Here is a 23,220-nt window from a genome sequence, read left to right as displayed (position 1 = left end):
GCGTCGATGGCACACTTCTTCATCGATGAGGCGCTCCACGCCGCCGATTGCGTGCCGGGGGCGGTCGTCGGCATCGGCGGCGCCGAGGCCCGGCACGCGGTCACCGTCAGCCGGGTGCGCCCGGGCGAGCGCCTGCAGATCGGGAACGGGGCCGGGCTCATGCTCGCCGCCACCGTCGTTGACGCAGATGCGAGGCTGCTGACCCTGCGCGTCGAGACGGTGACCGTGACCGCGCTGCTGACGCCGCGCATCCGTCTGGTCCAGGCTCTCGCCAAGGGAGACCGGGACGAATTGGCTGTGCAGGCGGCCACGGAGCTCGGCATCGACGGGGTGATCCCGTGGGCCGCATCCCGCTCCGTGACGCGCTGGGAGGGAGCCAAAATCAAGAAGGGCCGGGATCGCTGGTCCAGCATTGTGCGCGAGGCCTCGAAACAGTCGATTCGCGCGTGGCTGCCCACGGTCGGGGAACCGGCGAGCACCAAAATGCTGGCCGAGCTGGCCGGCACTACCCGGATGCTGCTGCTGGAGCCCACCGCGAGCGAACGGCTGACCTCGCAGGCGGCGCCGACCGACGACCGGGATATCCTGCTCGTCGTCGGACCCGAGGGCGGCATCTCCCCGGCCGAGCTGACCCTGCTCGAGCAGGCAGGCGCCACCCGGGTGCGCCTGGGCGACAATGTGCTGCGCACCTCCACCGCCGGCCCGGCCGCCCTCTCCATCCTGAACGTGACGCTCGGCCGCTGGTAGCGCGTGAGCTTAAGATAGAGACATGTCTTCCACCGGCCAAGAACCGTCCATCTTCACTCGCATCGCCGCGCGCGAGGTCCCGGCGACCATCGTCGCCGAAACCGAACGGATCATCGCCTTCACCGACATCGCCCCGCAGGCGCCCGTGCATGTCGTCATCACGCCGAAAACATCCGAGTACAGCAACGTGGTCGAGCTCGCGGCCGGAGACCCCGGGCTGCTGACCGAACTCATCGAGGTGGCGGATGCTGTGGCGGCCCGGCTGTCCAACGGCCAGTTCCGGCTCGTGTTCAATACCGGCGCCAGCGTCGGGCAGACCGTTTTCCACGTCCACGCTCACCTGCTCGCTCCGCAGGCCGCCGGCGGAACCCTCGGGGAGGGAACGCTTGGTTTCCGGTGAGCCCGGGCCGGGCCAGGCCGAGGTGCACATCACGGTCGACGGCATTGCCATGGTGCGCCTGCTCGGCGCCGACGACCGTCTGCTCGCCGCCGTCGAGAAGGAACACCCCGGCGTCAGCGTGCACGTGCGCGGCAACGAGGTCACCCTGATCGGTGAGACCGAGCACGTCGAGGCGGCGCGTCGCCTGATCGAGGAGCTCCTGCTCATGGTGCGCGGCGGGCGTGACCTCGCCGAGTCCGAGGTGAGCACCTCCTCACGGATGCTCGACACGGACATCTCCACGAGCCCTTCCGAACGTCTGGGCCCGGCCATCCTCAGCTCCCGCGGCAAGAGCATCCGCCCCAAGACCATCGGGCAGAAGGAATACGTGGACGCCATCGACACCGACACCATCGTGTTCGGGATCGGGCCGGCCGGAACCGGCAAGACCTACCTGGCAATGGCCAAGGCCGTGCAGGCGCTGCAGCGCAAGGAGGTCGAACGGATCATCCTCACCCGCCCGGCCGTCGAGGCCGGGGAACGACTCGGCTTCCTGCCGGGCAGCCTCATCGAGAAGATCGACCCGTACCTGCGCCCCCTGTACGACGCCCTGAACGAGATGATGGACCCGGAACTCGTGCCCAAACTGCTCGCAGCCGGAACCATCGAGGTGGCCCCGCTCGCCTATATGCGCGGCCGCACGCTCAACTCCTCCTTTGTCGTGCTCGATGAGGCGCAGAACACCACTGCCGAACAGATGAAGATGTTCCTCACCCGGTTGGGGTTCGGCTCGAAAATGGTCGTGACCGGGGACATCACTCAGATTGACCTTCCGGCGGGCTCGAGCGGGCTGCGCTTGGTGAGCCGGGTGCTCGACGGGGTCGACGACATCCGTTTCGTGCGTCTGAGCAGTGCCGACGTCGTGCGGCACTCCCTGGTCGGCCGGATCGTCGACGCCTGGACCGCATACGACGCGCAGAAGCAGGCCGAGCGCTACGAAAGCGATCAGGCGCGGGAATTCGCAGGTCGCGGACCCGGCCGCCCCAACACTCCCCGCGACCGCCTTCCGAAACGGAGATCCTCTTGAGCATCGAAATCAACAACGAATCGACTATCCCGGTCGATGAGGCCGCCATCCTGCGTCTGACCGCCTACGCTCTGGACTCCATGCACGTGCACTCTGACGCCGAACTGGCGATCGTCCTCGTCGACGAGGGTGCGATGGAGCAGCTGCACGTGCAATGGATGGATGAGCCGGGCCCCACCGACGTGCTCAGCTTCCCGATGGACGAATTGCGCCCGGGCACCGAAGACGCCGAGACCCCGCCGGGGCTGCTCGGCGATATCGTGCTCTGCCCGCAGGTGGCCCAGGGCCAGGCCGAGACAGCCGGGCACAGCGCCCTCGAGGAACTCCTGCTGCTCACCACGCACGGCGTGCTGCACCTGCTCGGATTCGACCACGTGGAACCCGCCGAGGAGAAGGAAATGTTCGGCATCCAGCGAGACATCCTGATCGGCTTCGCCCTGCAGGAACGCCTCCGCGACCGATGATCGGGTGGTTTCTCACGGCGGCCATCCTGTTGGTCGCCTTCGGCGGCCTGATGGCCGCGGTGGACTCCGCCGTCACGAGCCAATCCCGGGCCGACATTCTTGACCTGGCCGAGAAGTCCCGTGCCAAGCGCTCCCTGACGGCGATCGCCGCCGACACCGGGGCGCACCTGAACACGATCAATTTTGTACGGATCATCGCCGAGACCACGGCGGCCGTGCTGGTGACCCTCGTCTTCGCGACCACGATCGAGGAGCTGTGGCTGGCACTGCTACTGTCCTCCCTGCTGATGACCGCGGTCTCCTTCGTGCTCGTCGGCGCCAGCCCGCGCAGCGTGGGCCGGGCCCACCCCGTGGAGTTGCTCTCCGCGACCGCCCCGCTGGTGCACTTCCTCCGGGTGCTCCTCGGCCCCATCGCCAACGCGCTTGTCGCCCTCGGCAACCGGGTCACCCCCGGGCGCACCCGGCTGGCCACGTTCACGTCGGAGGACCAGCTGCTCAGCATGGTCGACGAGGCCACCGAGCTCGACGTACTCGAGGAGGACGACCGGGAACTGATCCACTCGATCTTCGAGTTCAACGAGACCGTCGTGCGCGAGGTGATGATTCCGCGCACCGACATGGTCACCATCGAAGCGGACTCATCGATCGGCGCGGCGATGGGCCTGTTCCTGAGTAAGGGCTTCTCCCGGGTGCCGGTCATCGACGGCGAAGTGGATGACGTCACGGGCATCCTGTACCTGCGCGATGTGGCCCGGCTCGTCTACGAGCGGCCGCCGAACGCGGAGAGCCTCACGGTGCGGGAGCTCGAGCGACCGGCCGTCTTCGTGCCCGAGTCGAAGAAAGCCGACGCGCTGCTCCGCCAGATGCAGCTCGAGTCAAACCACCTCGCGATGGTGGTCGACGAGTATGGTGGCATCGCCGGACTGGTCACCCTTGAAGACCTGATCGAGGAACTCGTGGGAGACATCTCCGACGAGTACGACCGCGACGTTGTGGAGGTCGAGGTACTCGGCGACGGTCGCTTCCGGGTGAGCGCGCGGCTTCCGGTCGACGAGCTCGGTGAACTGTTCGACCTGGAACTGGACGACGACGAGGTTGATTCGGTGGGTGGCCTGCTGGCCAAGGCCCTCGGGCGCTTGCCGGTGGCGGGCTCGGTCGCCAGGGCGAGCGGGTTGGTCCTCACCGCCGAACGCACCGAAGGCCGCCGCAAACGAATCAGCACCGTGCTGGTTGAACGAGACCAAGCGCTGATAGACGCGCAGAACGCATTCCTCGGAGTGTCGGACGATGAGAGAGTGAACGGTCATGACTGAAGTAGAAGGATTCCGAGCGGGGTTCGTGTCGTTCGTGGGACGCCCCAACGTGGGCAAATCCACGCTGACGAACGCGCTGGTCGGGGAGAAGGTCGCGATCACGTCGTCGAAGCCGCAGACCACCCGGCGCGCCATCCGCGGCATCGTGCACCAGAAGAACGGTCAGCTGATTCTGGTCGACACCCCGGGTATCCACAAGCCGCGCACCCTGCTGGGCGAACGACTGAACAGCCTCGTGCAGTCGACGCTGTCCGGCGTGGACGTGGTGGGCCTCTGCATTCCGGCCAACGAGCCGATCGGCCCGGGCGACCGGTTCATCAACGAGCAGCTGGACAACTTTCCGCGGGCCCGCAAGGTGGCCATCGTGACCAAGATCGACATGTCCTCCAAAACCAGTGTCGCCAACCAGCTCCTCGCCGTGTCACAGCTGCGTGACTGGGAGGCGATCGTGCCGATCTCGGCGACCAGCCGCATCCAGCTCGATATCCTCAGCGCAGAGCTGCTGCGCCTGCTGCCCTTGTCGGATGCCCCGCTCTACCCGGCCGACGCGGTCACCGACGAGAGCCTCGAGTCTCGCATCTCGGAGTACATCCGGGAGGCGGCGCTCGAGGGCGTCACCGACGAGCTGCCGCACTCGATCGCCGTGACGATTGACGACATCATCGAACGCGACGACCAGGAACTGGTCGAGATCTACGCGAACCTGTTCGTCGAGCGCGACAGCCAGAAGGGCATCATCATCGGCAAATCCGGCAGCCGGTTGAAGGATGTTGGTGTGCGCGCCCGCAAACAGATCGAACCGCTGGTGGGAAAGCGGGTCTTCCTCTCGCTCCGGGTCAAGGTCGCCAAGGAGTGGCAGCGCGACCCGAAACAGCTGGGCCGCCTCGGTTTCTAGCCGGCACTCCGCCAGCACCCCGAACCGCCAGCACCCCGAACGAATTCGACGGAGATTTTGCCTGTATCGGCCACGGACAGCCGGAAACCTGCCATTTCCCGAAATTCTCCGTCGAATTCGTGCAACGCCGGATGCGATCGGGTGGCGTGACCCGATCCGCTGCCGAGGGTGCTGCCGAGGGTGGTAGCCTGCACTTATGTTTTTCGGTGAGCTGCTTCTTCGCTGCCGCGACGAGTCCTAATCTGAGGCCTCCCTCGTCGCGGAGTTCGTCGTTGGCTACCCACCATTCGCGAGGAGATCCCAGATCATGAAAAACAATCAGACCGCATCCCAGATGCCGATTCACAAGTATCGCCCGTATCAGGAGCAGTTCACGATCGAGCTGCCCGACCGCACCTGGCCGGACAAGCACATCACCGCGGCCCCGCGCTGGTGCGCCGTCGACCTGCGGGATGGCAACCAGGCGCTGATCGATCCGATGAGCCCCGAGCGCAAGCGCATCATGTTCGACATGCTCGTGCGGATGGGCTACAAGGAGATCGAGGTCGGCTTCCCGTCGGCCAGCCAGACCGACTTCGACTTCGTGCGCAGCCTGATCGACGGAAATGCCATTCCAGACGACGTGACCATCCAGGTGCTCACCCAGGCGCGCGAGCACCTGATCCGGCGCACCTACGAGTCGATCGCGGGCGCCAGGCAGGCCATCGTCCACCTTTACAACTCCACCAGCGTGCTGCAGCGCAAGGTCGTGTTCCGCGAAGACAAGCAGGGCATCATCGACATCGCGTTGGCCGGCGCGCGTCTCTGCCGCGCCGCCGAGGCATCCGTCCCCGGCACCACGGTCTACTACGAGTACTCCCCGGAGAGCTACACCGGTACCGAGCTGGGATTCGCCGTCGACGTCTGCAACCAGGTGCTGGAGGTCCTCGAGCCCACGCCGGAGCGCAAGGTCATCATCAACCTGCCCGCGACCGTCGAGATGGCCACACCCAACGTCTACGCCGACTCCATCGAGTGGATGTCCCGCCACCTCGCCCACCGCGAGAACGTGCTCATCTCCCTGCACCCGCACAACGACCGCGGCACAGCCATCGCGGCCGCGGAATTGGGCTACCTGGCCGGGGCCGACCGCATCGAAGGCTGCCTGTTCGGCAACGGGGAGCGCACGGGCAACGTCGACCTGGTGGCGTTGGGCGTCAACCTGTTCACCCAGGGTATCGACCCGCAGATCGACTTCAGCAACATCGACGAGGTCAAGCGCACCGCGGAGTACTGCAACCAGCTGCCTGTGCCCGAGCGCAGCCCCTGGGCCGGCGACCTGGTCTTCACCGCGTTCAGCGGCTCGCACCAGGACGCCATCAAGAAGGGCTTCGAGGCCATGGCAGTGGATGCCGCCACGCAGGACTGCGGCGTCGACGACCTGCTCTGGGCGGTCCCATACCTGCCGATCGACCCGAAGGACCTCGGACGCAGCTACGAAGCCGTGATCCGGGTCAACTCCCAGTCCGGCAAGGGCGGCGTGGCCTACCTGCTCAAGACCGACCACGCCCTGGACCTGCCGCGCAAGCTGCAGATCGAATTCTCCGGCGTCGTGCAGTCCAAGACCGACCAGGAGGGCGGCGAGGTCACCAGTGAGCAGATCTGGGAGATCTTCAACGACGAGTACCTGCCGGCCAGCCACACCACGCCCGACGCCAAGTGGGGTCGGTTCGAGCTGCACGCCACGCGCACCTCGAGCGACCTCTCCGGTTCGGTTGAACTGTCCGTTGACCTGCGCGACGACACGACCGTGTCCAGCGCGGTCGGCGCGGGCAACGGCCCGATCGCGGCGTTCCTCGGCGTGATGGCCGAACGCGGCATCGCCATCACCCTCTACGACTTCGTCGAGCACGCCATGTCGGCAGGCGGCGACGCCCTCGCCGCGGCCTACGTCGAACTCGACGTCAACGGCACGCGGTTCTGGGGCGTCGGCATCGACGCGGACATCTCGACCGCCTCGCTCAAGTCGGTGGTGTCGGCGGTCAACCGCGGCATCCGCGCCGAGGCCGGCAAGCGGTCTCTGGCGGACGCGACCGCCTGACCCCGGGTAGCCTCAGCCGGCACGTGAACTCAGCCGGCGCGTGAGCAGAAAATCGTCAGCCCGGCCGAGTGCCTTCCCCGGGGGAGGCGCTCGGCCGGAGCGATGGTTCTCGGCTGCGTGCTGTCAGTCCGGCTCTAGACCCGCGCCGTGTCCTTCGTCTTCGCCCGGTGCGTCGGAGCGACGTGAGTCGGGTCGGCAGTCGCCCTGGCCGGTCGTGCCTTGGGCGCAGGGGTCAGCACCATCGTGCAGTCGTCGATCGCGCCGGCGAGCAGGTCGTAGAGCTGGCCGTCCGGGTCGGGAACGCACGCTTCCGCGATGCCCTGCACGGACACCCGGATGATGGTCTCCGCCGTGCGGTCCGTGAACTTGCTCCGAGACCAGGATCCCATCGAGGCGATGAAGTCTCGCGCCCACCGTTCGGTCGCCGGTGCCGCGTCAAACGAATTGCGGATGCGCAGGGCGACGTCGTCGGGAATGGTGCCGTTGGCCTCGGTCAGGTACCGTTCGCAGTTGAGGATCCCCACGGCAAGGGCCCGTTGGTGGTCTGCACTCGTGACCGGGAGCGCGGATGTGGCCGCCCGCAGAGCGATCAGCAAGCGCACCCGTGCGTTGTCCCCGCGCAGACCGATCACCGACGGGATCAGCGGGACCAGCCGGGCCCGGGCGGTGTCCGACGTGCAGTCGTTCACCATCCGAGCGACGGAGGCGAGTAACGGATGAGTGCAGGCAGGGTGGTCACTCCAGGCCACTCCGGCGAGATAGGAGGCGAACTCCATGAAACAGGCGCCGGAACGTGGGTTTCTGTGCTTGCCTCGGGACAGGACCGGCATCAAATCCGGCATCGAATCGGGCACGTTGCCCTTCATCATGTTCATGAGGTTCCTCCAAACGACGTGAGATCTTCTTACCAGTCTGACCCGGGACGCAATGAAAGGCGAGAGCGGAATCCGTCGTTTGTGGACCAGTTTCGGGCCCGTTCGGGGCCTCAGGCGCCGCGGTTCCTGCGCCGCCGGAAGGCGACGATATTGTCGCGCCGCCACCGGGGCCAACTGCCGATCGCGCGCTGCTGCGGCAGGCTCCAGCCGTACCGCGCGGCGAGGATCCGGATGACCGTCGTCACCACGACGCAGGCGATCCCGGCGATGGTGATGGGCACCTGCAGCATGAAGAGCACCACGAGCAGGCCGCTGCCGACCCCGGCCGCGACGGCGTAGAACGAGCCGACGTGCATCACGGCGATCGGCACGTTCAGCATCATGTCCCGCAGGGCCGACCCACCCACCGCCGTGACGACCCCGACGAACAGGGCGGGGATCTCCGGCAGGCCGACGGCGAGTGCCTTGCTCGTGCCGAGGGCGCCGAACAGCCCGATGGTCACGGCGTCGAGGGCGATGATGAACGGGCCGAGCCGGTTGAACAGGCTCTGCAGCAGCATGCCGAGCAGAGCCGCCCCCGCGCACACCGGCAGGTACCAGTTACTCTGCAGCGCGGCCGGCACGCCGCCCAGCAGGATATCGCGGAGCAAACCGCCGCCGAGCCCCACGGTGACGCCGATCAGCGCGATGCCGAGCAGGTCGAAGCGGCGGTCGGTGAAGCGACCGGCGAACATGGCGCCCTGCACGGCTCCGATGGCCACGGCCGTGAGGTCGAGCCAGAGCGGGATGAAGAATGAGGTGGAGGGCACCCCTAATGAAACCACTGAAACGGTGGGTATCGGCGCGCTTGACGACCCCGCGCTCCCGCCAGGTGGGAGAATTCAGGGGTGCCTGTCTACCGTGATGATGTCGTCGTGCTGCGCACCCAGAAACTGGGCGAAGCCGACCGCATCGTCACCATGCTCACGCGCCAGCACGGGAAGGTGCGCGCGGTAGCCAAGGGTGTGCGCCGCACCGCGTCGAAATTCGGGGCCCGGCTCGAACCGTTCATGGTCGCCGACGTGCAGCTTTGGGAGGGGCGGAGCCTCGACGTCATCACGCAGGCGGAGTCCATCGCTTCTTACGGAGCCCTGATCACGGCCGACTACCCGAGCTACACGGCGGCCAGCGCCATGGTCGAAACCGCCGACAAGCTCACCGAGGCGGAGGGTTCGCTGCAGCAGTACCTGCTGCTCGTGGGTGCCCTCCGGTCGCTCTCCCGCCGTGAGCACGGCGCCGGCCTTACCCTCGACTCCTATCTGCTCCGAGCACTGTCGATGGCCGGCTGGGCACCCAGTTTCCAGGACTGCGCACGGTGCGGAGCCCGGGGAGCCCACTCAGCGATGGTTGTGCAGGCTGGCGGGATCGTCTGCGACGATTGCGCAGCCCCTGGTTCGCCGAGGCTCGATCCGGCCACCATCACCCTGCTCGGCTCCCTCCTGACCGGCGACTGGGAGCACACCAAATCCACCCCTCCCCAGACCAGAGCCCAGGCCACCGGGGTTGTCGCCGCCTACACGCAGTGGCACCTCGGGCGCGGCCTTCGATCGTTGGAACACGTGAGTCGATGACCCCTGCGCCCTTCCTCAATCCCTTCGGCCAGAAGCCCCTGACCCACAAGGATGCGGTGCCGTTCAAACCCTTGGACTGGACGGGCCTGTACCCGCCCGCCCTGCCGAAGCAGGCCGTTCCCGAGCACGTGGCGGTCGTGATGGACGGCAACGGCCGGTGGGCGAACGCGCGCGGGCTGCCTCGGGTGGAAGGCCACAAGGCGGGGGAGGCTGCGCTTCTCGACGTCGTCGCCGGGGCCATCCAGATCGGCGTCAAACACCTGAGCGTCTACGCGTTCTCCACCGAGAACTGGAAGCGGTCACCCGACGAGGTTCGCTTCCTGATGGGATTCAACCGGGACGTCCTGCACCGCCGGCGCGATCAGCTCAACGAATGGGGGGTGCGCGTGCGGTGGGCCGGACGCAAGCCCCGGCTGTGGGCATCCGTCATCAAGGAACTGCAGTTCGCCGAACGGCTGACCACCGGGAACGACGTGCTCACCCTCACCATGTGCGTGAACTACGGCGGGCGCACCGAGATCGCGGATGCCGTGCGCGCCTTGGCTGAGGACGTGGCCGCAGGCAGGTTGAAGCCCGCCGGGATCACCGAGAAGTCGATCCAGCGGTACCTGTACACCGCGGACCTCCCCGACGTGGACCTGTTCCTGCGCAGTTCGGGGGAGCAGCGCACCAGCAACTTTCTGCTCTGGCAGAGCGCCTACGCGGAGATGGTGTTTTTGGACACCCTCTGGCCGGACTTCGGCCGTGGGGACCTGTGGCGGGCGATCGAGCTCTACGCGGCCCGTAACCGCCGCTACGGCGGCGCCGTGGACGCCCCGACCGTCTAGGCCGGGAATACAACGTGGGGCTCCATCGGTTGACCTCACAGTGAGTGAAGCCATCAAAGTAGACATCTGGTCCGACGTTCAGTGCCCCTGGTGCTACATCGGAAAGCGCAAGTTCGAGGCCGGGGCGGCCCTGTTCGACGGGAACGTCGAGGTTGAGTATCACAGCTTTGAACTCGCCCCGGATACCCCGGTCGACTTCGATGGCAGCCCCGTCGACTACCTCAGTCAGCGCAAGGGCCTGCCGGTCGCCGAGGTCGAGCAGATGCTCGAGCGCGTCACCGGCATTGCCGAGAGCGTCGGGCTGCACTACGACTACGACTCCGTGCATCAGACCAACACGGTCATCTCGCACGAGCTGCTGCACTACGCGAAGGCGCACGGCCGCCAGCTCGACATGAAAGAACGACTGCTTAAGGCCTACTTCGTCGACGGCCGCCACGTCGGCCGGATCGCCGACCTCGCAGACCTCGCCGCCGAAATCGGCCTGGACCGTGACGACGTCATCCGCGCCCTGACCGCCCACGACTTCCTCGCGGATGTCAAGGCCGACGTCGCTCAGGCCAACGCCTACGGCATTCAGGGGGTGCCCTTCTTCGTCATCGACGGCAAATACGGGATCTCCGGCGCCCAGGACCCCGACACCTTCGTCCAGGCCCTCCGCCAGGCGCACACCGAAAAATCCGAGGAGAAGAACAAATGAGCGACGCACCAGATACCACCGCCCCGGTCGCCCCCGCCGAGGCCGCGTCCGTTCCCACGATCGAACTTCTCGGCCAAGCCGCGGCCGGCGGATGCTGCGGCGGCGGCTCCTGCGGCGTCTAGCCGGGTCGTCAGGTAGGCGTCCCGGCGTGGGGGAGAATTGAACGGATGACTTCCGTAACCCAGACCAGCCCGGCGAACCTCACGATCGGCCCGCTCACGCTCGACGTGCCCGTCGTTCTCGCGCCCATGGCAGGGATTACCAACACGGCGTTTCGTCGTCTGTGCCGTGAATACGGCGCAGGCCTCTATGTCAGCGAGATGATAACCTCCCGTGCGCTGGTCGAACGCACGCCGGAGTCGATGCGACTGATCAACCATCACGAGAGCGAAAAGACCCGCTCAATCCAGCTGTACGGCGTGGACCCGAAGACCGTCGCCGAGGCGGTCACCCTGCTTGTGGCCGAGGACCGGGCCGACCACATCGACCTCAACTTCGGCTGCCCGGTTCCCAAGGTCACCCGCAAGGGCGGCGGCGCCGCCCTGCCCTGGAAGCTCGGGCTCTTCCGTCAGATCGTCGAGGGTGCCGTCACCGCGGCCGGTGACGTGCCGGTTACCGTCAAGATGCGCAAGGGCATCGACTCCGATCATCTGACCTATCTGGAGGCCGGCAAGGCGGCCGAGGGCGCCGGTGTCGCGGCCATCGCCCTGCATGCCCGCACGGCCGCCGAGTACTACTCCGGCCAGGCCGACTGGTCCGCCATCGCGACCCTCAAGAAAACCGTCACCAGCGTGCCCGTGCTCGGCAACGGTGACATCTGGTCCGCCGAGGACGCCCTGCGCATGGTCGCGGAGACCGGCTGTGACGGCGTCGTCGTCGGGCGTGGCTGCCTGGGCCGCCCCTGGCTGTTTGGTGACCTCGCCGCGGCTTTCCGCGGCGGCGAGTTCGGCGCGGCGGCTGCCAGGATCCAGCCCAACCTGGGCCAGGTCGCCGACGCCTTCCGCCGCCACGCGGTGCTCTTGACCGAATTCTTCGAGAGCGAGGAGCGAGCCTGCCGGGACATCCGCAAGCATGTGGCCTGGTATTTCAAGGGCTACCCGGTCGGCGGCGACCTGCGGGCGAGCCTGGCCTCGGTCGTCTCGCTCGCGCAGCTCGACGATCTGCTGGGCACCCTCGACGGCGATCAGGACTACCCCGGCGAGGGCGCCGAGGGGCCCCGTGGTCGGGCCGGCAGCCCGAAGAAAACCTCACTTCCTGAACACTGGCTCGACTCCCAGGAGCTGGTGTCGGCGGAGCGCGCCAATCTGACCGAAGGTGAAGGGGACACAAGCGGTGGCTAATCAGACCGGATACAGCAGGCACGACGAGGAACGCTGGCTGCCTGAGGAGCACGGCTCCAGGCGCAGCGATTTCGCTCGCGACCGGGCCCGGCTTTTGCACTCGAGCGCTCTGCGCCGGTTGGCCGCGAAGACCCAGGTGCTGAGCCCGGCCGCCGGTCTCGATTTCGCGCGCAACCGACTCACCCATTCTCTCGAGGTCGCCCAGGTCGGGCGCGAACTCGCTCTGCGGCTGGGCCTCGACCCGGACATCGTCGACACCGCCTGCCTGGCGCACGACATCGGCCATCCGCCCTTCGGCCACAACGGCGAGAAGGCCCTCAACACCTGGTCCGCAGACATCGGCGGCTTCGAGGGTAACGCGCAGACGCTCCGCCTGCTCACCCGACTCGAACCCAAGGTCTTCGGCCGTCACGGCCGCAGCTATGGGCTCAATCTCACACGGGCGAGCCTCGACGCGAGCTGCAAATACCCCTGGCCAGCCGACTCGTCGGTCGCCGATCCGAGCGGCCGCGCCAAGTACGGCTTCTACCCGGACGACAGGGAGGCCTTCGAGTGGATGCGCTCCGGCGCCGCGGAGCGCCGGCGCTGCATCGAGGCGCAGGTGATGGACCTCTCCGACGACATCGCGTATTCCGTGCACGACTTCGAGGACGCCGTCGTCAACGGCTACATCGACGTCGGCCAGCTCGGCAGCCGGACCAACCACGAGTCGCTTCTGGCCACGATGACCGAGTGGACCGGCGATGGTCTCTCCGAGGAGGACCTGGCCGACGCCTTCGACCGGCTGGACTCGCTCAACGCCTGGCTTGAGACCTGGTCGGGCAGCCGCCGCGACCAAGGCCTGCTGAAGAACTTGACCAGCCAGCTGATCGGCCGCTTCAGCGGTGCCGCCGTGCGCGCCACCCGCGACGCCAACCCGGGGGGCGACCTGATTCGGTTCGGCGCCCACGTGGTCGTGCCGCGGGAGGTCGAGGCGGAGATCGCCGTGCTCAAGGGCATCGTGGCGACCTTCGTGATGACGCGACAGACCCGCAAGCCCATCTATGTGGAGCAGAGGCAGGTGCTCACCCTGTTGGCGCGCACGCTGCACGCGACGGGGGACGAACACCTCGACGCGGGATACCGGGAGGACTGGCACGCAGCCGCCGACGCCGCAGCCCGCAAACGCGTCGTCGTCGACCAGGTCGCCAGCCTTACCGACCAGTCCGCGCTGGCCTGGTACGAACGCCTGGTAAAGCACTGACCCGCGCGAACAACAGCACGGACAGCACGGGCAGCACCGCACAGAACGACGCCACTACACCGAACACCGACACGGGCAGGACTAACATTCAGCTATGGCAGGCCTGATTCGACAAAACGACATCGAAGAGGTCAAGTCCCGCACCAACATCGCCGACATCGTCGGCGACTACGTGAGTCTCAAGTCCGCCGGCGTGGGATCGATGAAGGGGCTGTGCCCCTTTCACGACGAGCGCAGCCCAAGCTTCCACGTGCGCCCACAGGTCGGTTTCTACCACTGCTTCGGTTGCGGCGAGAGCGGCGACGTCTACTCCTTTCTGCAGAAAATGGACCACGTCAGTTTCAGTGAGGCCGTCGAACGGCTCGCCGGCCGGGTCGGTATCGAGTTGCACTACGAGGGCGGCGCCGGCGAGGCTCCCGACCACACCAATCGGGCCCGCCTTTACGCCGCCAACCAGGCCGCGGCCGACTTCTTCGTGGAACGCCTCGGCAGCCCCGGCGCCCTGGTCGGGCGTACCTTCCTCGGCGAACGCGGCTTCGACTCCCTCGCGGCCGCCCGGTTCGGGGTCGGCTTCGCCCCGAAAAGCTGGGACGAGCTCACCAACCACCTGCGCGCCAGGGGGTTCTCCACCGAGGAACTCACGCTGTCCGGTCTCGTTTCCAGCGGCGACCGCGGCGTGTACGACCGGTTCCGCGGCCGCCTGGTCTGGCCGATCCGGGACATCACCGGGCAGACCATCGGCTTCGGGGCGCGTCGGCTCCTCGACGACGACAAGGGACCCAAATATCTGAATACCCCCGAAACGCCGATCTACCACAAGTCCCAGGTGCTCTACGGGCTTGACCTCGCCAAACGCGACATTTCCCGAGGCCACCAGGTCGTCGTCGTGGAGGGCTACACCGACGTCATGGCCTGCCACCTTGCCGGGGTGACGACCGCGGTCGCCACCTGCGGCACATCCTTCGGGGTCGATCACATCAAGGTGCTGCGTCGCGTGCTCGGCGACGACAGCGGGGTCGGCGAGGTCGTGTTCACGTTCGATCCGGATGCCGCCGGCCAGAAGGCCGCCGTGCGCGCATTCAGCGAGGAGCAGCGTTTCTCCGCCCAGACGTACGTGGCCGTCGCGCCCGAGGGACTGGACCCCTGCGACCTGCGACTGCACCGCGGCGATGACGCCGTGCGCCGGCTGATCGACTCGAAAAAGCCCATGTTCGAATTCATGATCCGGCAGTTGCTCGGCCAATACAACCTCGACACGGTGGAGGGTCGCGTCGCCGCGCTTCGCGCCGCGGCGCCGATCGTCGGCGACATCCGTGACCCGACCCTGCGACCCGGTTACACGCACGAGCTGGCGCGCATGCTCGGCATGGAGCTCGGCGAGGTCGGCAAGGCCGTCTCCGCCGCCCTGTCGCGCTCCCGGAGCACCGGTACGGCCACTCCGGGATCTCGGCCGGGGGAGAACGAGCCGGTGCCCCGGGAGCAGCCGTTCTCCATGATCGACCTGGCGACCGACCCCGTCACCCGGCTGGAACGCGACGGTCTGATGGCCATGCTGCAGCGCCCTACCGTCGTCGGGGTGGATCTGATCCAGCGCGCCGCGGCCACGAACTTCGTGAACACCTCCCTGGCGGTGGTGCGCGACGCCATCGCGGCCACCGCGCCCCAACACGACGCCGTCGACTGGCTCGACCGCATCGTCGCCGAGGTCCCGGCCACGCTGGAAAACCTGGTCAAGGAGTTGGCGATGGCTTCCCTGCCCGAACGGTCCGAACGCGAAATCGGCCGCTACGTGCGCGACATCACCGTGGCCCTGATCGACCGGGACCTGCTTCGCCAGAAAGCCGAACTGCTCGGTCGGCTCCAGCGCGCGGATGCGACCAATCGCGACGTCTATGTGGCACTCCAGCGGGAGCTGGTGCGAGTCGAGGCCGAGCGCCGCAACCTCCGGGAGGATTAGACCGGGCTCGTCTCGCCCGGCTCCTCCTTGGTTGCAGCTCGATAAAGATGCATCGTATTGCGCCGGGACACCGCGCATTCTGTGCTATTTCTTTTCCTACAGCAATGCTGGCCGTGCACGATTCCTGCGCCCGGCATCGGTTTTCTAGAGGAAGAGGCTCACGGCTATGGCATTCTCATCCACTTCACGCGCGAGAGGGCTCAGTGCCGCCGCGGTTGTCGCGGTCGCCGCGTTGACCCTGGCGGGCTGCTCCGCCGGCGGAACCGACGACGAGACCAGCTCGGGTGGCGAAGCCATCACGATCGGCACGACCGACAAGATCACGTCGCTCGACCCGGCCGGTTCCTACGACAACGGCTCGTTCGCGGTGCAGAACCAGGTCTTCCCATTCTTGATGAACACGCCCTACGGCAGTCCGGACGTCGAGCCCGACATCGCCACGGCCGCCGCGTTCACCAGCCCCAACGAGTACACGGTCACCCTCAAGCCCGGTCTGAAGTGGGCCAACGGCAACGAACTCACCTCCTCCGACGTCAAGTTCACCTTCGACCGCCAGCTGGCGATCGCGGACGACAACGGCCCCTCCTCGCTGCTCTACAACCTGGACAGCGTCGCGGCCCCCGATGACACCACGGTTGTCTTCACCCTCAAGCAGGCGGACGACCAGATCTTCCCGCAGATCCTGTCCAGCCCGGCTGGCCCCATCGTCGACGAGGACACCTTCTCGGCCACGAAGCTCACGCCGGACCAGGACATCGTCGACGCCAACGCGTTCGCCGGCCAGTACGTCATCACCAGCTACGACTTCAACAACCTGGTCGGCTACAAGGCCAACTCAGACTACGAGGGTCTCCTGGGCGCGGCCAAGACCGACGTCGTCAACGTGAAGTACTACGCCGACGCCTCCAATCTGAAGCTCGAAGTGCAGCAGGGTGATATCGACGTGGCGTTCCGTAGCCTGTCGGCCACCGACATCGAGGACCTGCGCGGCAACGATAAGGTCAAGGTCGTCGACGGACCCGGCGGCGAACTCCGCTACATCGTCTTCAACTTCGACACCCAGCCGTTCGGCGCCAAGACCGCCGAGGCCGACCCGGCCAAGGCCCTTGCCGTGCGCCAGGCCGTGGCCGACCTGGTCGACCGCGACGAAATCGCCGAGCAGGTCTACAAGGGCACGTACACCCCGGTGTACTCCTACGTTCCCGCCGGACTGACCGGTGCCACCGAGTCCCTCAAGGGCCTCTACGGCGACGGTGAGGGTGCCCCCGACGTCGACAAGGCCGCGGCAACCCTCAAGTCCGCCGGCGTGACCGGTCCGGTAAAGCTCAACCTCCAGTACAGTAACGACCACTACGGCCCGTCGTCCGGCGACGAGTACGCCCTGGTCAAAGACCAGCTGGAAGCCTCGGGCCTCTTCACCGTCGACCTGCAGACCACCGAGTGGGTTCAGTACTCGAAGGACCGCACGACGGATGTCTACCCCATCTACCAGCTCGGTTGGTTCCCGGACTACTCTGACGCCGACAACTACCTGACCCCGTTCTTCCTCGAAGGCGGCTTCCTCAAGAACCACTACAGCGACACGGTGGTCGACGCCCTGATCCTGAAGCAGGCCGTCACCGCCGATCCCGCCGAGCGCACGAAGCTGATCGAGGAGATCCAGGACAAGGTCGCCGCGCAGCTGTCGACCGTGCCGCTGCTCCAGGGCGCCCAGGTTGCCGTCACCGGCCCCGATGTGACCGGAACCAGCGACACGCTCGACGCGTCGTTCAAGTTCCGTTACGCGGCACTGGTCAAAGGTTAGTTCGTCAACCGGTTAGCATTTTCTAATTTGAAACCCGGGGGCATCCAGCCGCTTGCGCGCTGGGTGCCCCCGTCACGTTCTAATCGCACAGTCCTATCGTTAGGCAGGAATGACCACTGTGACCACGCGCCCCCCGTCGCCCCGCGCGACGGGACGCAAGAAACGTCCCGCAACTGACGGCGGGATCGGCCGGTACATCCTGATCCGTTTTCTGCTGATCTTTCCCACCATCTTCATCCTCGTGTCCATGGTCTTCTGGCTGATGCGCACGACCGGTGACCCGATCACGGCCGCTCTCGGCGGGCGTCTCGGGCCCGAACAGCTGGCCGAGCGCATCCAGGCCGCCGGCTACGACCGGCCCATCTTCGTGCAGTACATCGAGTACCTGGGCCAGGTGTTCACCGGCAACTTCGGCACGACCATCAGCACCAACCGTCCCGTCTCCGAAATCCTGGTCACCTATGGGCTGGCCACGTTCGAGCTCGTGTTCTACGCCCTCGTCGTCGCGTTCATCGTCGGGATTCCCCTGGGCATGGTCGCCGCCTATTGGCGGGACAAATCCGCGGACGCCTTCCTCCGGGTTTTCGCGATCCTCTGCTACGCCACGCCGGTGTTCTTCTCCGGGCTGTTGTTCAAACTCGTCTTCGCCGTCTACCTCGACGTGCTTCCCGTCTCCGGGCGGGCCTCGACCGGTTCCGAGCTGCAGATGCAGCTGTTGCCGAACCAGACCGGCCTGTACACGATCGACGCCATCCTGACCGGGGACCCGACCGTGCTCGGGGACGTTCTCGAGCATGCCGTGCTCCCCGCGCTGACGCTCGGGCTGCTCACTGCGGGGGTCTTCCTCCGCCTCGTGCGCACCAACGTGATCGGAACCCTCGGCACCGATTACGTCGACGCCGCTCGCTCGCGTGGGGTGAGCGAGTTCCGCCTGGTGCGGAAGCACGCCTACCGGCCGGCCCTGATCCCGATCATCACCGTGATCGGCCTCCAGATCGCCCTGCTGCTCGGCGGCGCCGTGCTGACCGAGACCACCTTCGAATGGAAGGGCCTGGGCTTCATGCTCTCCGAGTTCCTCAAGGCCCGGGACTTCGTGGCCGTGCAGGGGATCGTCGCCCTGCTCGCCGTGATCGTCGCCCTCTCCAACTTCGTCGTCGATATCATCGCCGCACTGATCGACCCGAGAGTGAGGTACTGAGATGAGTGACGCCACCGTGATCTCCGCCCGGCAGAAGCGCAGCGTCTGGTCCCGCCTCCCCGTCGTGCACCAGCTCAGGCAGAGCATCGGACTCCAGCGCGGGATGCTGGTCGCCGGCCTGGTGATCACCACTCTCTTTGTGCTGACCGCCATTTTCGCCCCCGTGCTCGCGCCCTACGGCTTCAGCCAACTGCGCGACGCCGACGGCGCCTTCGGAGCCCAGCAGCCGCCCGGGGGCGCGCATCCGCTGGGCACCACCGTCAGCGGCTACGACGTGCTCTCCCGAGTGCTGTGGGGTGCCCAGACCGCCCTGTTCGTGATCATTGTGGCCGTCCTGCTGTCGATCTTCGCCGGGGTGTTCCTCGGACTGGTGTCGGGCTATTTCGGCGGCTGGCTCGACCGGATCCTGGTGGTCGTCTCCGACGCCGTCTACGCGTTCCCATCGCTGCTTCTCGCCATCGTGATGTCGATCGTCATCTCCGGGGGCAAGTCCAACCTGATCGGCGGTGTGCTGGCGGCGGCGATCTCGATCACCGTGGTCTTCATCCCGCAGTACTTCCGAGTGATCCGCGCCGAAACGGTGCGGATCAAGGCGGAGGCCTACGTGGAATCCGCACGCGTGCTGGGTGCCGGCAGCGGCCGGATCATGTTCCGGCACGTGTTCCGCAATGCCACCCGCACCCTTCCGCTGATCTTCACCCTGAACTCGTCGGAGGCCATCCTGACCCTCGCGGGCCTCGGCTTTCTCGGGTTCGGCATTGAACCGACGGCCGCCTCCGAGTGGGGCTACGACCTCAACAAGGCCCTCTCGGACGTCACCAGCGGCATCTGGTGGACGTCACTGTTCCCCGGCCTGGCCATCGTGCTCGTCGTGCTCGGCATTACGCTGGTCGGCGAAAGCCTCAACGACCTGGCCGATCCCCGCCTGCGCGGACGCCGCGCAGTCGGCCAGTCGGCCGGGATCGTCGCGCAGACCTCGGTCGTTCCCGGTGGCACCCTCGTCGCCGGCCCCGGCGGGCTCGGCGGACTGGAAGGCACCGCAACCCATCCCACCGAAGGACTCGAGGACCGACCATGACCGACGTGCTCACCATCACCGATCTGGGCATTTCGTTCGCGACCGACGCCGGAGCCGTTCGGGCCGTTGACGGCGTCACCCTGCGGGTCGCTCCCGGCGAGGTCCTGGCCATCGTCGGCGAGAGCGGGAGCGGCAAGACCGTCACCGCCAAGACCATCCTCGGGCTGCTGCCGGAGACGGCGACCGCCTCCGGGGCCGTCATCCTCAGCAGCAAGGACGGCTCGAGCGAGAGCAACGTCATCGCGCTCAGCACAGCCCAGCTGCGGCAGGTTCGCGGCACCGACGTCTCCATGGTGTTCCAAGAACCCTCGACCGCGCTGAACCCCGTCTTCACGGTGGGTTGGCAAATCATGGAGGGCATCCGCGCGCACGGCCAGTTCAGTCGCAAGGAAGCCCGTAAGAAGGCCATCGAGATCCTCGGGCGGGTCGGTATCCCCGACGCGGAAACCCGCGTCGACTACTACCCGCACCAGTTCTCCGGCGGCCAGAAGCAGCGCGTCGTGATCGCCATGGCCCTGGTGCTCGACCCCGGCCTGATCGTCGCCGACGAGCCGACCACGGCGCTCGACGTGACCGTGCAGGCCGAGATCCTGGACTTACTGCGCCGCTGCCGCGATGAATTCGGCACGGCGATCGTGCTCATCACCCACAACATGGGCGTGGTCGCAGACCTCGCCGACCGGGTTGCGGTGATGTACCAGGGCAAGGTCGTCGAAGAGGCGGATGCTCAAACCCTCTTCCGCTCGCCGCAGAACGACTACACGAAGAAGCTGCTCGCCGCCGTGCCTCACGTGGGCCAGGGGGTCGTGCACGCCGCCGCCCGTGCCACGGCCCGCGCGGCCGGCTGGGAGCAGCAGGCGCCGGTCGTCGTCGCCGACCAGCTCCGAATCGAATACCCCGGCCGGCTCGGCCGGTCCGGTTTCACCGCCGTCGACGGCGTGAGCTTCCTGATCCGGCCCGGTGAGGTTCTCGGTCTGGTGGGGGAGAGCGGTTCTGGCAAGACCACGATCGGGCGGGCCATCGCCGGCCTGACCCGGGTGACCGGTGGCTCTCTGACCGTGATGGGCCACGAGATGAACGGGTTCAAGGAGCGTGCGTTCCGGAAGTTCCGCAGCGACATCGGGTTCGTCTTCCAAGACCCGGCGTCGAGTTTCAACCCGCTGCTGACCATCGCCGACTGCGTCGCTGAACCGCTGGTGGTGCACGGTCGGGCGAAGAACGCCGCCCATGCTCGCCCGCGGGTCAACGAGCTCCTCGAGGCCGTGCAGCTGCCGCGTGCCTACGGCGACCGTTACCCGCACGAGCTGAGCGGCGGCCAGCGCCAGCGCGCGAGCCTGGCGCGGGCGCTCGCCCTGGAGCCGCCCCTGCTGATCGCCGACGAGCCCACCAGCGCTCTCGACGTCTCCGTGCAGGCGCGGGTGCTGGAGCTGTTCGCCGAACTCCAGCGGGAGTTCGGCTTTGCCGCGCTGTTCATCAGTCATGACCTGGCTGTCGTCGACCTCGTCGCGGACCGGATCGCGGTGCTGTACCGAGGAAAACTTGTCGAGGAGGGCACCAGCGCCGAGGTTCTCGGTGCACCCAAGGATCCCTACACCCAGCGGCTCCTGGCCTCCCTGCCCGTGCCGGACCCGGCCGAGCAGGCCCTGCGCCGGGAGGGACTGCGCCGACTGCGTGAGGCAGGATAGACACATGATCCGCGGCGCCGCACCGACAAGTCCGACAAGTCCGACAAGTCCGACAAGTCCGATCTCCACCAGTGACCTGACGGTCGAGTACCCGCCCCACGGTGCCAGCGGCGCATTCACGGCCGTGCGTGGCCTTACCCTGCGGATCGGGGCCAGCGAGGTGCTCGGACTTCTCGGGCAGAGCGGTTCGGGCAAGAGCACGCTGGCCCGGGTTCTGTCGGGCGCCGCGTTCAGCCACGGCGGCGGAGGCACCGGCGACGTTCGACCAGAGATCACCGGGGGAGAGGCGACGGTGCTCGGGTACCGGCTCCGCGGCATCCGTCGGCGCAAGCTGGCCCGGCTCACCTTCGGGGTGGGGCACCTCGCCCAGGATGCCGCCGACACGCTGCCCTCGACTCTGACGGTGGCGGAGATCGTGGCCGAGCCCGTGCTCGACCGAGACCGGCGCTACGACCGGCACATCCTCGACGAGCAAGTGGCGACCATGGTCGACGCGGTGCGGCTTCCGTTGTCGGTGCTCACCAAATTCCCCTACGAGCTGAGCAATGGTCAGCGTCAGCGGGTGGCGCTGGCCCGGGCGCTGGTATTCGGGCCGTCGGTCCTGATCGCGGACGAGCCGACGGCCGGCGTCGATGCCACCGTCCGGGACGCCGTGGTCGACCTGATCGGCGAGCTGCAGCGCGAGCGGGCCTTCTCGGCGCTGGTGATCAGTTCCGATCTCAGCGTGCTTCGCCGGGTCGCAGACCGAATCGCCGTGCTGCACCAGGGCGTGCTGGTGGGGCTGGGCACGATCGACGAGGTGTTCGACGACCCGTGGCATCCGTATGTCGCCGGCCTGGCTGCGGCTCTGATGGGGGAGGCGCCGGACGAGGAGAACGACGACGACAACTACGATTACGAGAGTGAATCCGACGAACATGTCATCGAAAACTGAATCCGTGCAACACCAGGCCGTTCTCACCGACGAGGTCACGCCCCTTCCGGCGCACCGACGACCGGCCCCCGGTCCGATCACCATCCTGCCGCGGCCGGAACCGGCCTTCTCCCGGGCGGTCGAGGCTGCCGGGGGAACCGTGACGGAGCTCTCCGGCGAGACCCGCGGACTGATCTGGCTGGACTACGGCCGGGCCGACGAGCTGCGCGCCACCCTGCACGCGTATCCCGGCATCGGGTGGGTGCAGCTCCCCTGGGCGGGCGTCGACGCCTTCAGTGGGGTGCTTGCCGGCCTGGACCGCCCGGACCTTCTCTGGACCAGCGCGAAGGGCGCGTACGCGCAGCCCGTCGCCGAACACGCCCTGGCTCTCACCCTGGCGCTGTTGCGGGTGCTGCCGAAGCGCGCTCGGGCCGAGGGCTGGAGCACGCTCTCCGAGGGGCGCTCGCTCTACGGCCTCAACGTGACCATCATCGGCGCTGGTGGGATCGCCCGTGAGCTGATCCGCCTGCTCGCGCCGTTCGGCACCCACGTCACAGTGGTGCGCCGCAGCACCGAGCCGGTGCCCGGTGCGGCTCAGACGGTGGTGACGGACGCCCTCTCCGGCGTTCTCCAGACCAGCGACGTCGTCGTCGTGGCGGCTGCGCTCACGGGCGGCACCCGCCACCTGATCGGCCGGGCCGAACTCGAGCTGATGCGGCCCGAGACCGTGCTCGTCAACATCGCCCGCGGCCCGCTCGTCGACACGGACGCTCTGGTGGCAGCGCTGGCCGCAGGAACCATCGCCGGCGCGGCCCTCGACGTGACGGATCCGGAGCCGTTGCCGCAGGGGCATCCGCTCTGGGCCGAGGCGCGGTGCTTGATCACGCCGCATTCGGCCGACACGCCCGAGATGACCGCCCCGCTCCTGGCCGAGCGGATTCGCCTGAATGTGGGTGCCTTCCTTGCGGATGGGCGGTACGTCGGGGTCGTTGACCCTCAAATCGGCTACTGACGGTTGACGCCGA

At 67.3% G+C, this 23,220-nt stretch carries 22 protein-coding genes; 20 read left to right on the top strand and 2 right to left on the bottom strand.

The annotated features are described in order from the left end of the window. Positions 1–6: 6 nt before the first annotated feature. The 7 genes from E3O54_RS11160 (at position 7) to leuA (ending at position 6,965) form a co-directional block, all read left to right on the top strand. The gene (locus tag E3O54_RS11160; RefSeq protein WP_134375022.1) at positions 7–747 is read left to right on the top strand and encodes a 16S rRNA (uracil(1498)-N(3))-methyltransferase; all 741 of its coding nucleotides are present in this window, start codon (positions 7–9) and stop codon (positions 745–747) included. 22 nt (positions 748–769) lie between these two features. Then, positions 770–1,147 (top strand): HIT domain-containing protein, encoded by a 378-nt coding sequence (locus tag E3O54_RS11155; RefSeq protein ID WP_104099995.1) that lies wholly within the window; start codon positions 770–772, stop codon positions 1,145–1,147. A gap of 49 nt (positions 1,148–1,196) precedes the next feature. Further along, on the top strand, positions 1,197–2,213 hold the full coding sequence (locus tag E3O54_RS11150; RefSeq protein WP_134401620.1) for a PhoH family protein: 1,017 nt from the start codon (positions 1,197–1,199) through the stop codon (positions 2,211–2,213). Continuing rightward, positions 2,210–2,677 carry an rRNA maturation RNase YbeY gene (gene ybeY, locus E3O54_RS11145; protein ID WP_134401610.1) on the top strand — a complete coding sequence of 156 codons (468 nt, stop codon included), beginning with the start codon at positions 2,210–2,212 and terminating at the stop codon, positions 2,675–2,677. Before E3O54_RS11150 ends, ybeY begins: the two co-directional genes overlap by 4 nt. Then, positions 2,674–3,990 (top strand): hemolysin family protein, encoded by a 1,317-nt coding sequence (locus tag E3O54_RS11140; protein ID WP_134401609.1) that lies wholly within the window; start codon positions 2,674–2,676, stop codon positions 3,988–3,990. The genes ybeY and E3O54_RS11140 overlap by 4 nt, the downstream gene beginning before the upstream one ends. Beyond that, positions 3,983–4,885: a GTPase Era gene (era, locus tag E3O54_RS11135; RefSeq protein WP_104099992.1), complete on the top strand. Its 903-nt coding sequence runs from the start codon at positions 3,983–3,985 to the stop codon at positions 4,883–4,885. The genes E3O54_RS11140 and era overlap by 8 nt, the downstream gene beginning before the upstream one ends. Positions 4,886–5,192: 307 nt before the next feature. Further along, entirely contained in the window at positions 5,193–6,965 is a 1,773-nt protein-coding gene (leuA, locus tag E3O54_RS11130; RefSeq protein ID WP_134401608.1) for a 2-isopropylmalate synthase, read from the top strand. Positions 6,966–7,099: 134 nt separating this feature from the next. Here leuA and E3O54_RS11125 read toward each other — a convergent pair whose 3' ends face one another. Both E3O54_RS11125 and E3O54_RS11120 read right to left on the bottom strand, forming a co-directional pair. Continuing rightward, complete coding sequence (locus E3O54_RS11125; protein ID WP_174720215.1) at positions 7,100–7,840, bottom strand: hypothetical protein; 741 nt, start codon at positions 7,838–7,840, stop codon at positions 7,100–7,102. 110 nt (positions 7,841–7,950) lie between these two features. Continuing rightward, positions 7,951–8,649: a trimeric intracellular cation channel family protein gene (locus E3O54_RS11120; protein ID WP_233191248.1), complete on the bottom strand. Its 699-nt coding sequence runs from the start codon at positions 8,647–8,649 to the stop codon at positions 7,951–7,953. Positions 8,650–8,727: 78 nt separating this feature from the next. Between E3O54_RS11120 and recO the strand changes: the two genes are divergently transcribed. The 13 genes from recO (at position 8,728) to E3O54_RS11060 (ending at position 23,207) form a co-directional block, all read left to right on the top strand. Then, positions 8,728–9,450, top strand: coding sequence for a DNA repair protein RecO (recO, locus tag E3O54_RS11115; protein ID WP_104099989.1), 723 nt, complete (start codon positions 8,728–8,730; stop codon positions 9,448–9,450). Then, entirely contained in the window at positions 9,447–10,277 is an 831-nt protein-coding gene (locus E3O54_RS11110) for an isoprenyl transferase (RefSeq protein WP_104099988.1), read from the top strand. Before recO ends, E3O54_RS11110 begins: the two co-directional genes overlap by 4 nt. A gap of 40 nt (positions 10,278–10,317) precedes the next feature. Then, positions 10,318–10,977, top strand: coding sequence for a DsbA family protein (locus tag E3O54_RS11105; RefSeq protein WP_134401607.1), 660 nt, complete (start codon positions 10,318–10,320; stop codon positions 10,975–10,977). Next, positions 10,974–11,099 carry a hypothetical protein gene (locus tag E3O54_RS17180; RefSeq protein WP_255409015.1) on the top strand — a complete coding sequence of 42 codons (126 nt, stop codon included), beginning with the start codon at positions 10,974–10,976 and terminating at the stop codon, positions 11,097–11,099. Before E3O54_RS11105 ends, E3O54_RS17180 begins: the two co-directional genes overlap by 4 nt. 45 nt (positions 11,100–11,144) lie before the next feature. After that, positions 11,145–12,317, top strand: a complete 1,173-nt coding sequence (gene dusB, locus E3O54_RS11100; RefSeq protein ID WP_104099986.1) for a tRNA dihydrouridine synthase DusB — start codon at positions 11,145–11,147, stop codon at positions 12,315–12,317. Next, positions 12,310–13,560, top strand: a complete 1,251-nt coding sequence (locus E3O54_RS11095; RefSeq protein WP_134401606.1) for a deoxyguanosinetriphosphate triphosphohydrolase — start codon at positions 12,310–12,312, stop codon at positions 13,558–13,560. The genes dusB and E3O54_RS11095 overlap by 8 nt, the downstream gene beginning before the upstream one ends. Positions 13,561–13,654: 94 nt before the next feature. Then, positions 13,655–15,517, top strand: a complete 1,863-nt coding sequence (gene dnaG, locus E3O54_RS11090; protein WP_134401605.1) for a DNA primase — start codon at positions 13,655–13,657, stop codon at positions 15,515–15,517. A 166-nt stretch (positions 15,518–15,683) separates the two neighbouring features. Continuing rightward, on the top strand, positions 15,684–17,321 hold the full coding sequence (locus E3O54_RS11085) for an ABC transporter substrate-binding protein (protein WP_104099983.1): 1,638 nt from the start codon (positions 15,684–15,686) through the stop codon (positions 17,319–17,321). A 109-nt stretch (positions 17,322–17,430) separates the two neighbouring features. Next, positions 17,431–18,519 carry an ABC transporter permease gene (locus E3O54_RS11080; protein WP_104099982.1) on the top strand — a complete coding sequence of 363 codons (1,089 nt, stop codon included), beginning with the start codon at positions 17,431–17,433 and terminating at the stop codon, positions 18,517–18,519. Between the two features lies 1 nt (position 18,520). Then, complete coding sequence (locus E3O54_RS11075) at positions 18,521–19,597, top strand: ABC transporter permease (RefSeq protein ID WP_104099981.1); 1,077 nt, start codon at positions 18,521–18,523, stop codon at positions 19,595–19,597. Continuing rightward, positions 19,594–21,282 (top strand): ABC transporter ATP-binding protein, encoded by a 1,689-nt coding sequence (locus tag E3O54_RS11070; RefSeq protein ID WP_104099980.1) that lies wholly within the window; start codon positions 19,594–19,596, stop codon positions 21,280–21,282. The genes E3O54_RS11075 and E3O54_RS11070 overlap by 4 nt, the downstream gene beginning before the upstream one ends. A gap of 4 nt (positions 21,283–21,286) precedes the next feature. Next, positions 21,287–22,216, top strand: coding sequence for an ATP-binding cassette domain-containing protein (locus E3O54_RS11065; RefSeq protein ID WP_134401604.1), 930 nt, complete (start codon positions 21,287–21,289; stop codon positions 22,214–22,216). An 82-nt stretch (positions 22,217–22,298) separates the two neighbouring features. Further along, positions 22,299–23,207 carry a D-isomer specific 2-hydroxyacid dehydrogenase family protein gene (locus E3O54_RS11060; protein WP_370247802.1) on the top strand — a complete coding sequence of 303 codons (909 nt, stop codon included), beginning with the start codon at positions 22,299–22,301 and terminating at the stop codon, positions 23,205–23,207. Positions 23,208–23,220: the final 13 nt, after the last annotated feature.

It is taken from the genome of Cryobacterium sp. TMT2-4, from assembly GCF_004402575.1.
Taxonomy (GTDB): domain Bacteria; phylum Actinomycetota; class Actinomycetes; order Actinomycetales; family Microbacteriaceae; genus Cryobacterium; species Cryobacterium sandaracinum.
This window is presented reverse-complemented; position numbering and strand designations above follow the sequence as displayed.

Excerpts from the sequence above, each read along its gene's own strand:
- E3O54_RS11085 (WP_104099983.1), top strand. The coding sequence starts at position 15,684 with ATGGCATTCTCATCCACTTCACGCGCGAGAGGGCTCAGTGCCGCCGCG.
- E3O54_RS11080 (WP_104099982.1), top strand. The coding sequence starts at position 17,431 with ATGACCACTGTGACCACGCGCCCCCCGTCGCCCCGCGCGACGGGACGC.
- dusB (WP_104099986.1), top strand. The coding sequence starts at position 11,145 with ATGACTTCCGTAACCCAGACCAGCCCGGCGAACCTCACGATCGGCCCG.
- E3O54_RS11070 (WP_104099980.1), top strand. The coding sequence starts at position 19,594 with ATGACCGACGTGCTCACCATCACCGATCTGGGCATTTCGTTCGCGACC.
- leuA (WP_134401608.1), top strand. The coding sequence starts at position 5,193 with ATGAAAAACAATCAGACCGCATCCCAGATGCCGATTCACAAGTATCGC.
- E3O54_RS11160 (WP_134375022.1), top strand. The coding sequence starts at position 7 with ATGGCACACTTCTTCATCGATGAGGCGCTCCACGCCGCCGATTGCGTG.
- dnaG (WP_134401605.1), top strand. The coding sequence starts at position 13,655 with ATGGCAGGCCTGATTCGACAAAACGACATCGAAGAGGTCAAGTCCCGC.
- E3O54_RS17180 (WP_255409015.1), top strand. The coding sequence starts at position 10,974 with ATGAGCGACGCACCAGATACCACCGCCCCGGTCGCCCCCGCCGAGGCC.
- E3O54_RS11075 (WP_104099981.1), top strand. The coding sequence starts at position 18,521 with ATGAGTGACGCCACCGTGATCTCCGCCCGGCAGAAGCGCAGCGTCTGG.
- era (WP_104099992.1), top strand. The coding sequence starts at position 3,983 with ATGACTGAAGTAGAAGGATTCCGAGCGGGGTTCGTGTCGTTCGTGGGA.
- E3O54_RS11110 (WP_104099988.1), top strand. The coding sequence starts at position 9,447 with ATGACCCCTGCGCCCTTCCTCAATCCCTTCGGCCAGAAGCCCCTGACC.
- E3O54_RS11150 (WP_134401620.1), top strand. The coding sequence starts at position 1,197 with ATGGTGCGCCTGCTCGGCGCCGACGACCGTCTGCTCGCCGCCGTCGAG.
- E3O54_RS11155 (WP_104099995.1), top strand. The coding sequence starts at position 770 with ATGTCTTCCACCGGCCAAGAACCGTCCATCTTCACTCGCATCGCCGCG.
- E3O54_RS11065 (WP_134401604.1), top strand. The coding sequence starts at position 21,287 with ATGATCCGCGGCGCCGCACCGACAAGTCCGACAAGTCCGACAAGTCCG.
- E3O54_RS11125 (WP_174720215.1), bottom strand. The coding sequence starts at position 7,840 with ATGAACATGATGAAGGGCAACGTGCCCGATTCGATGCCGGATTTGATG.
- E3O54_RS11140 (WP_134401609.1), top strand. The coding sequence starts at position 2,674 with ATGATCGGGTGGTTTCTCACGGCGGCCATCCTGTTGGTCGCCTTCGGC.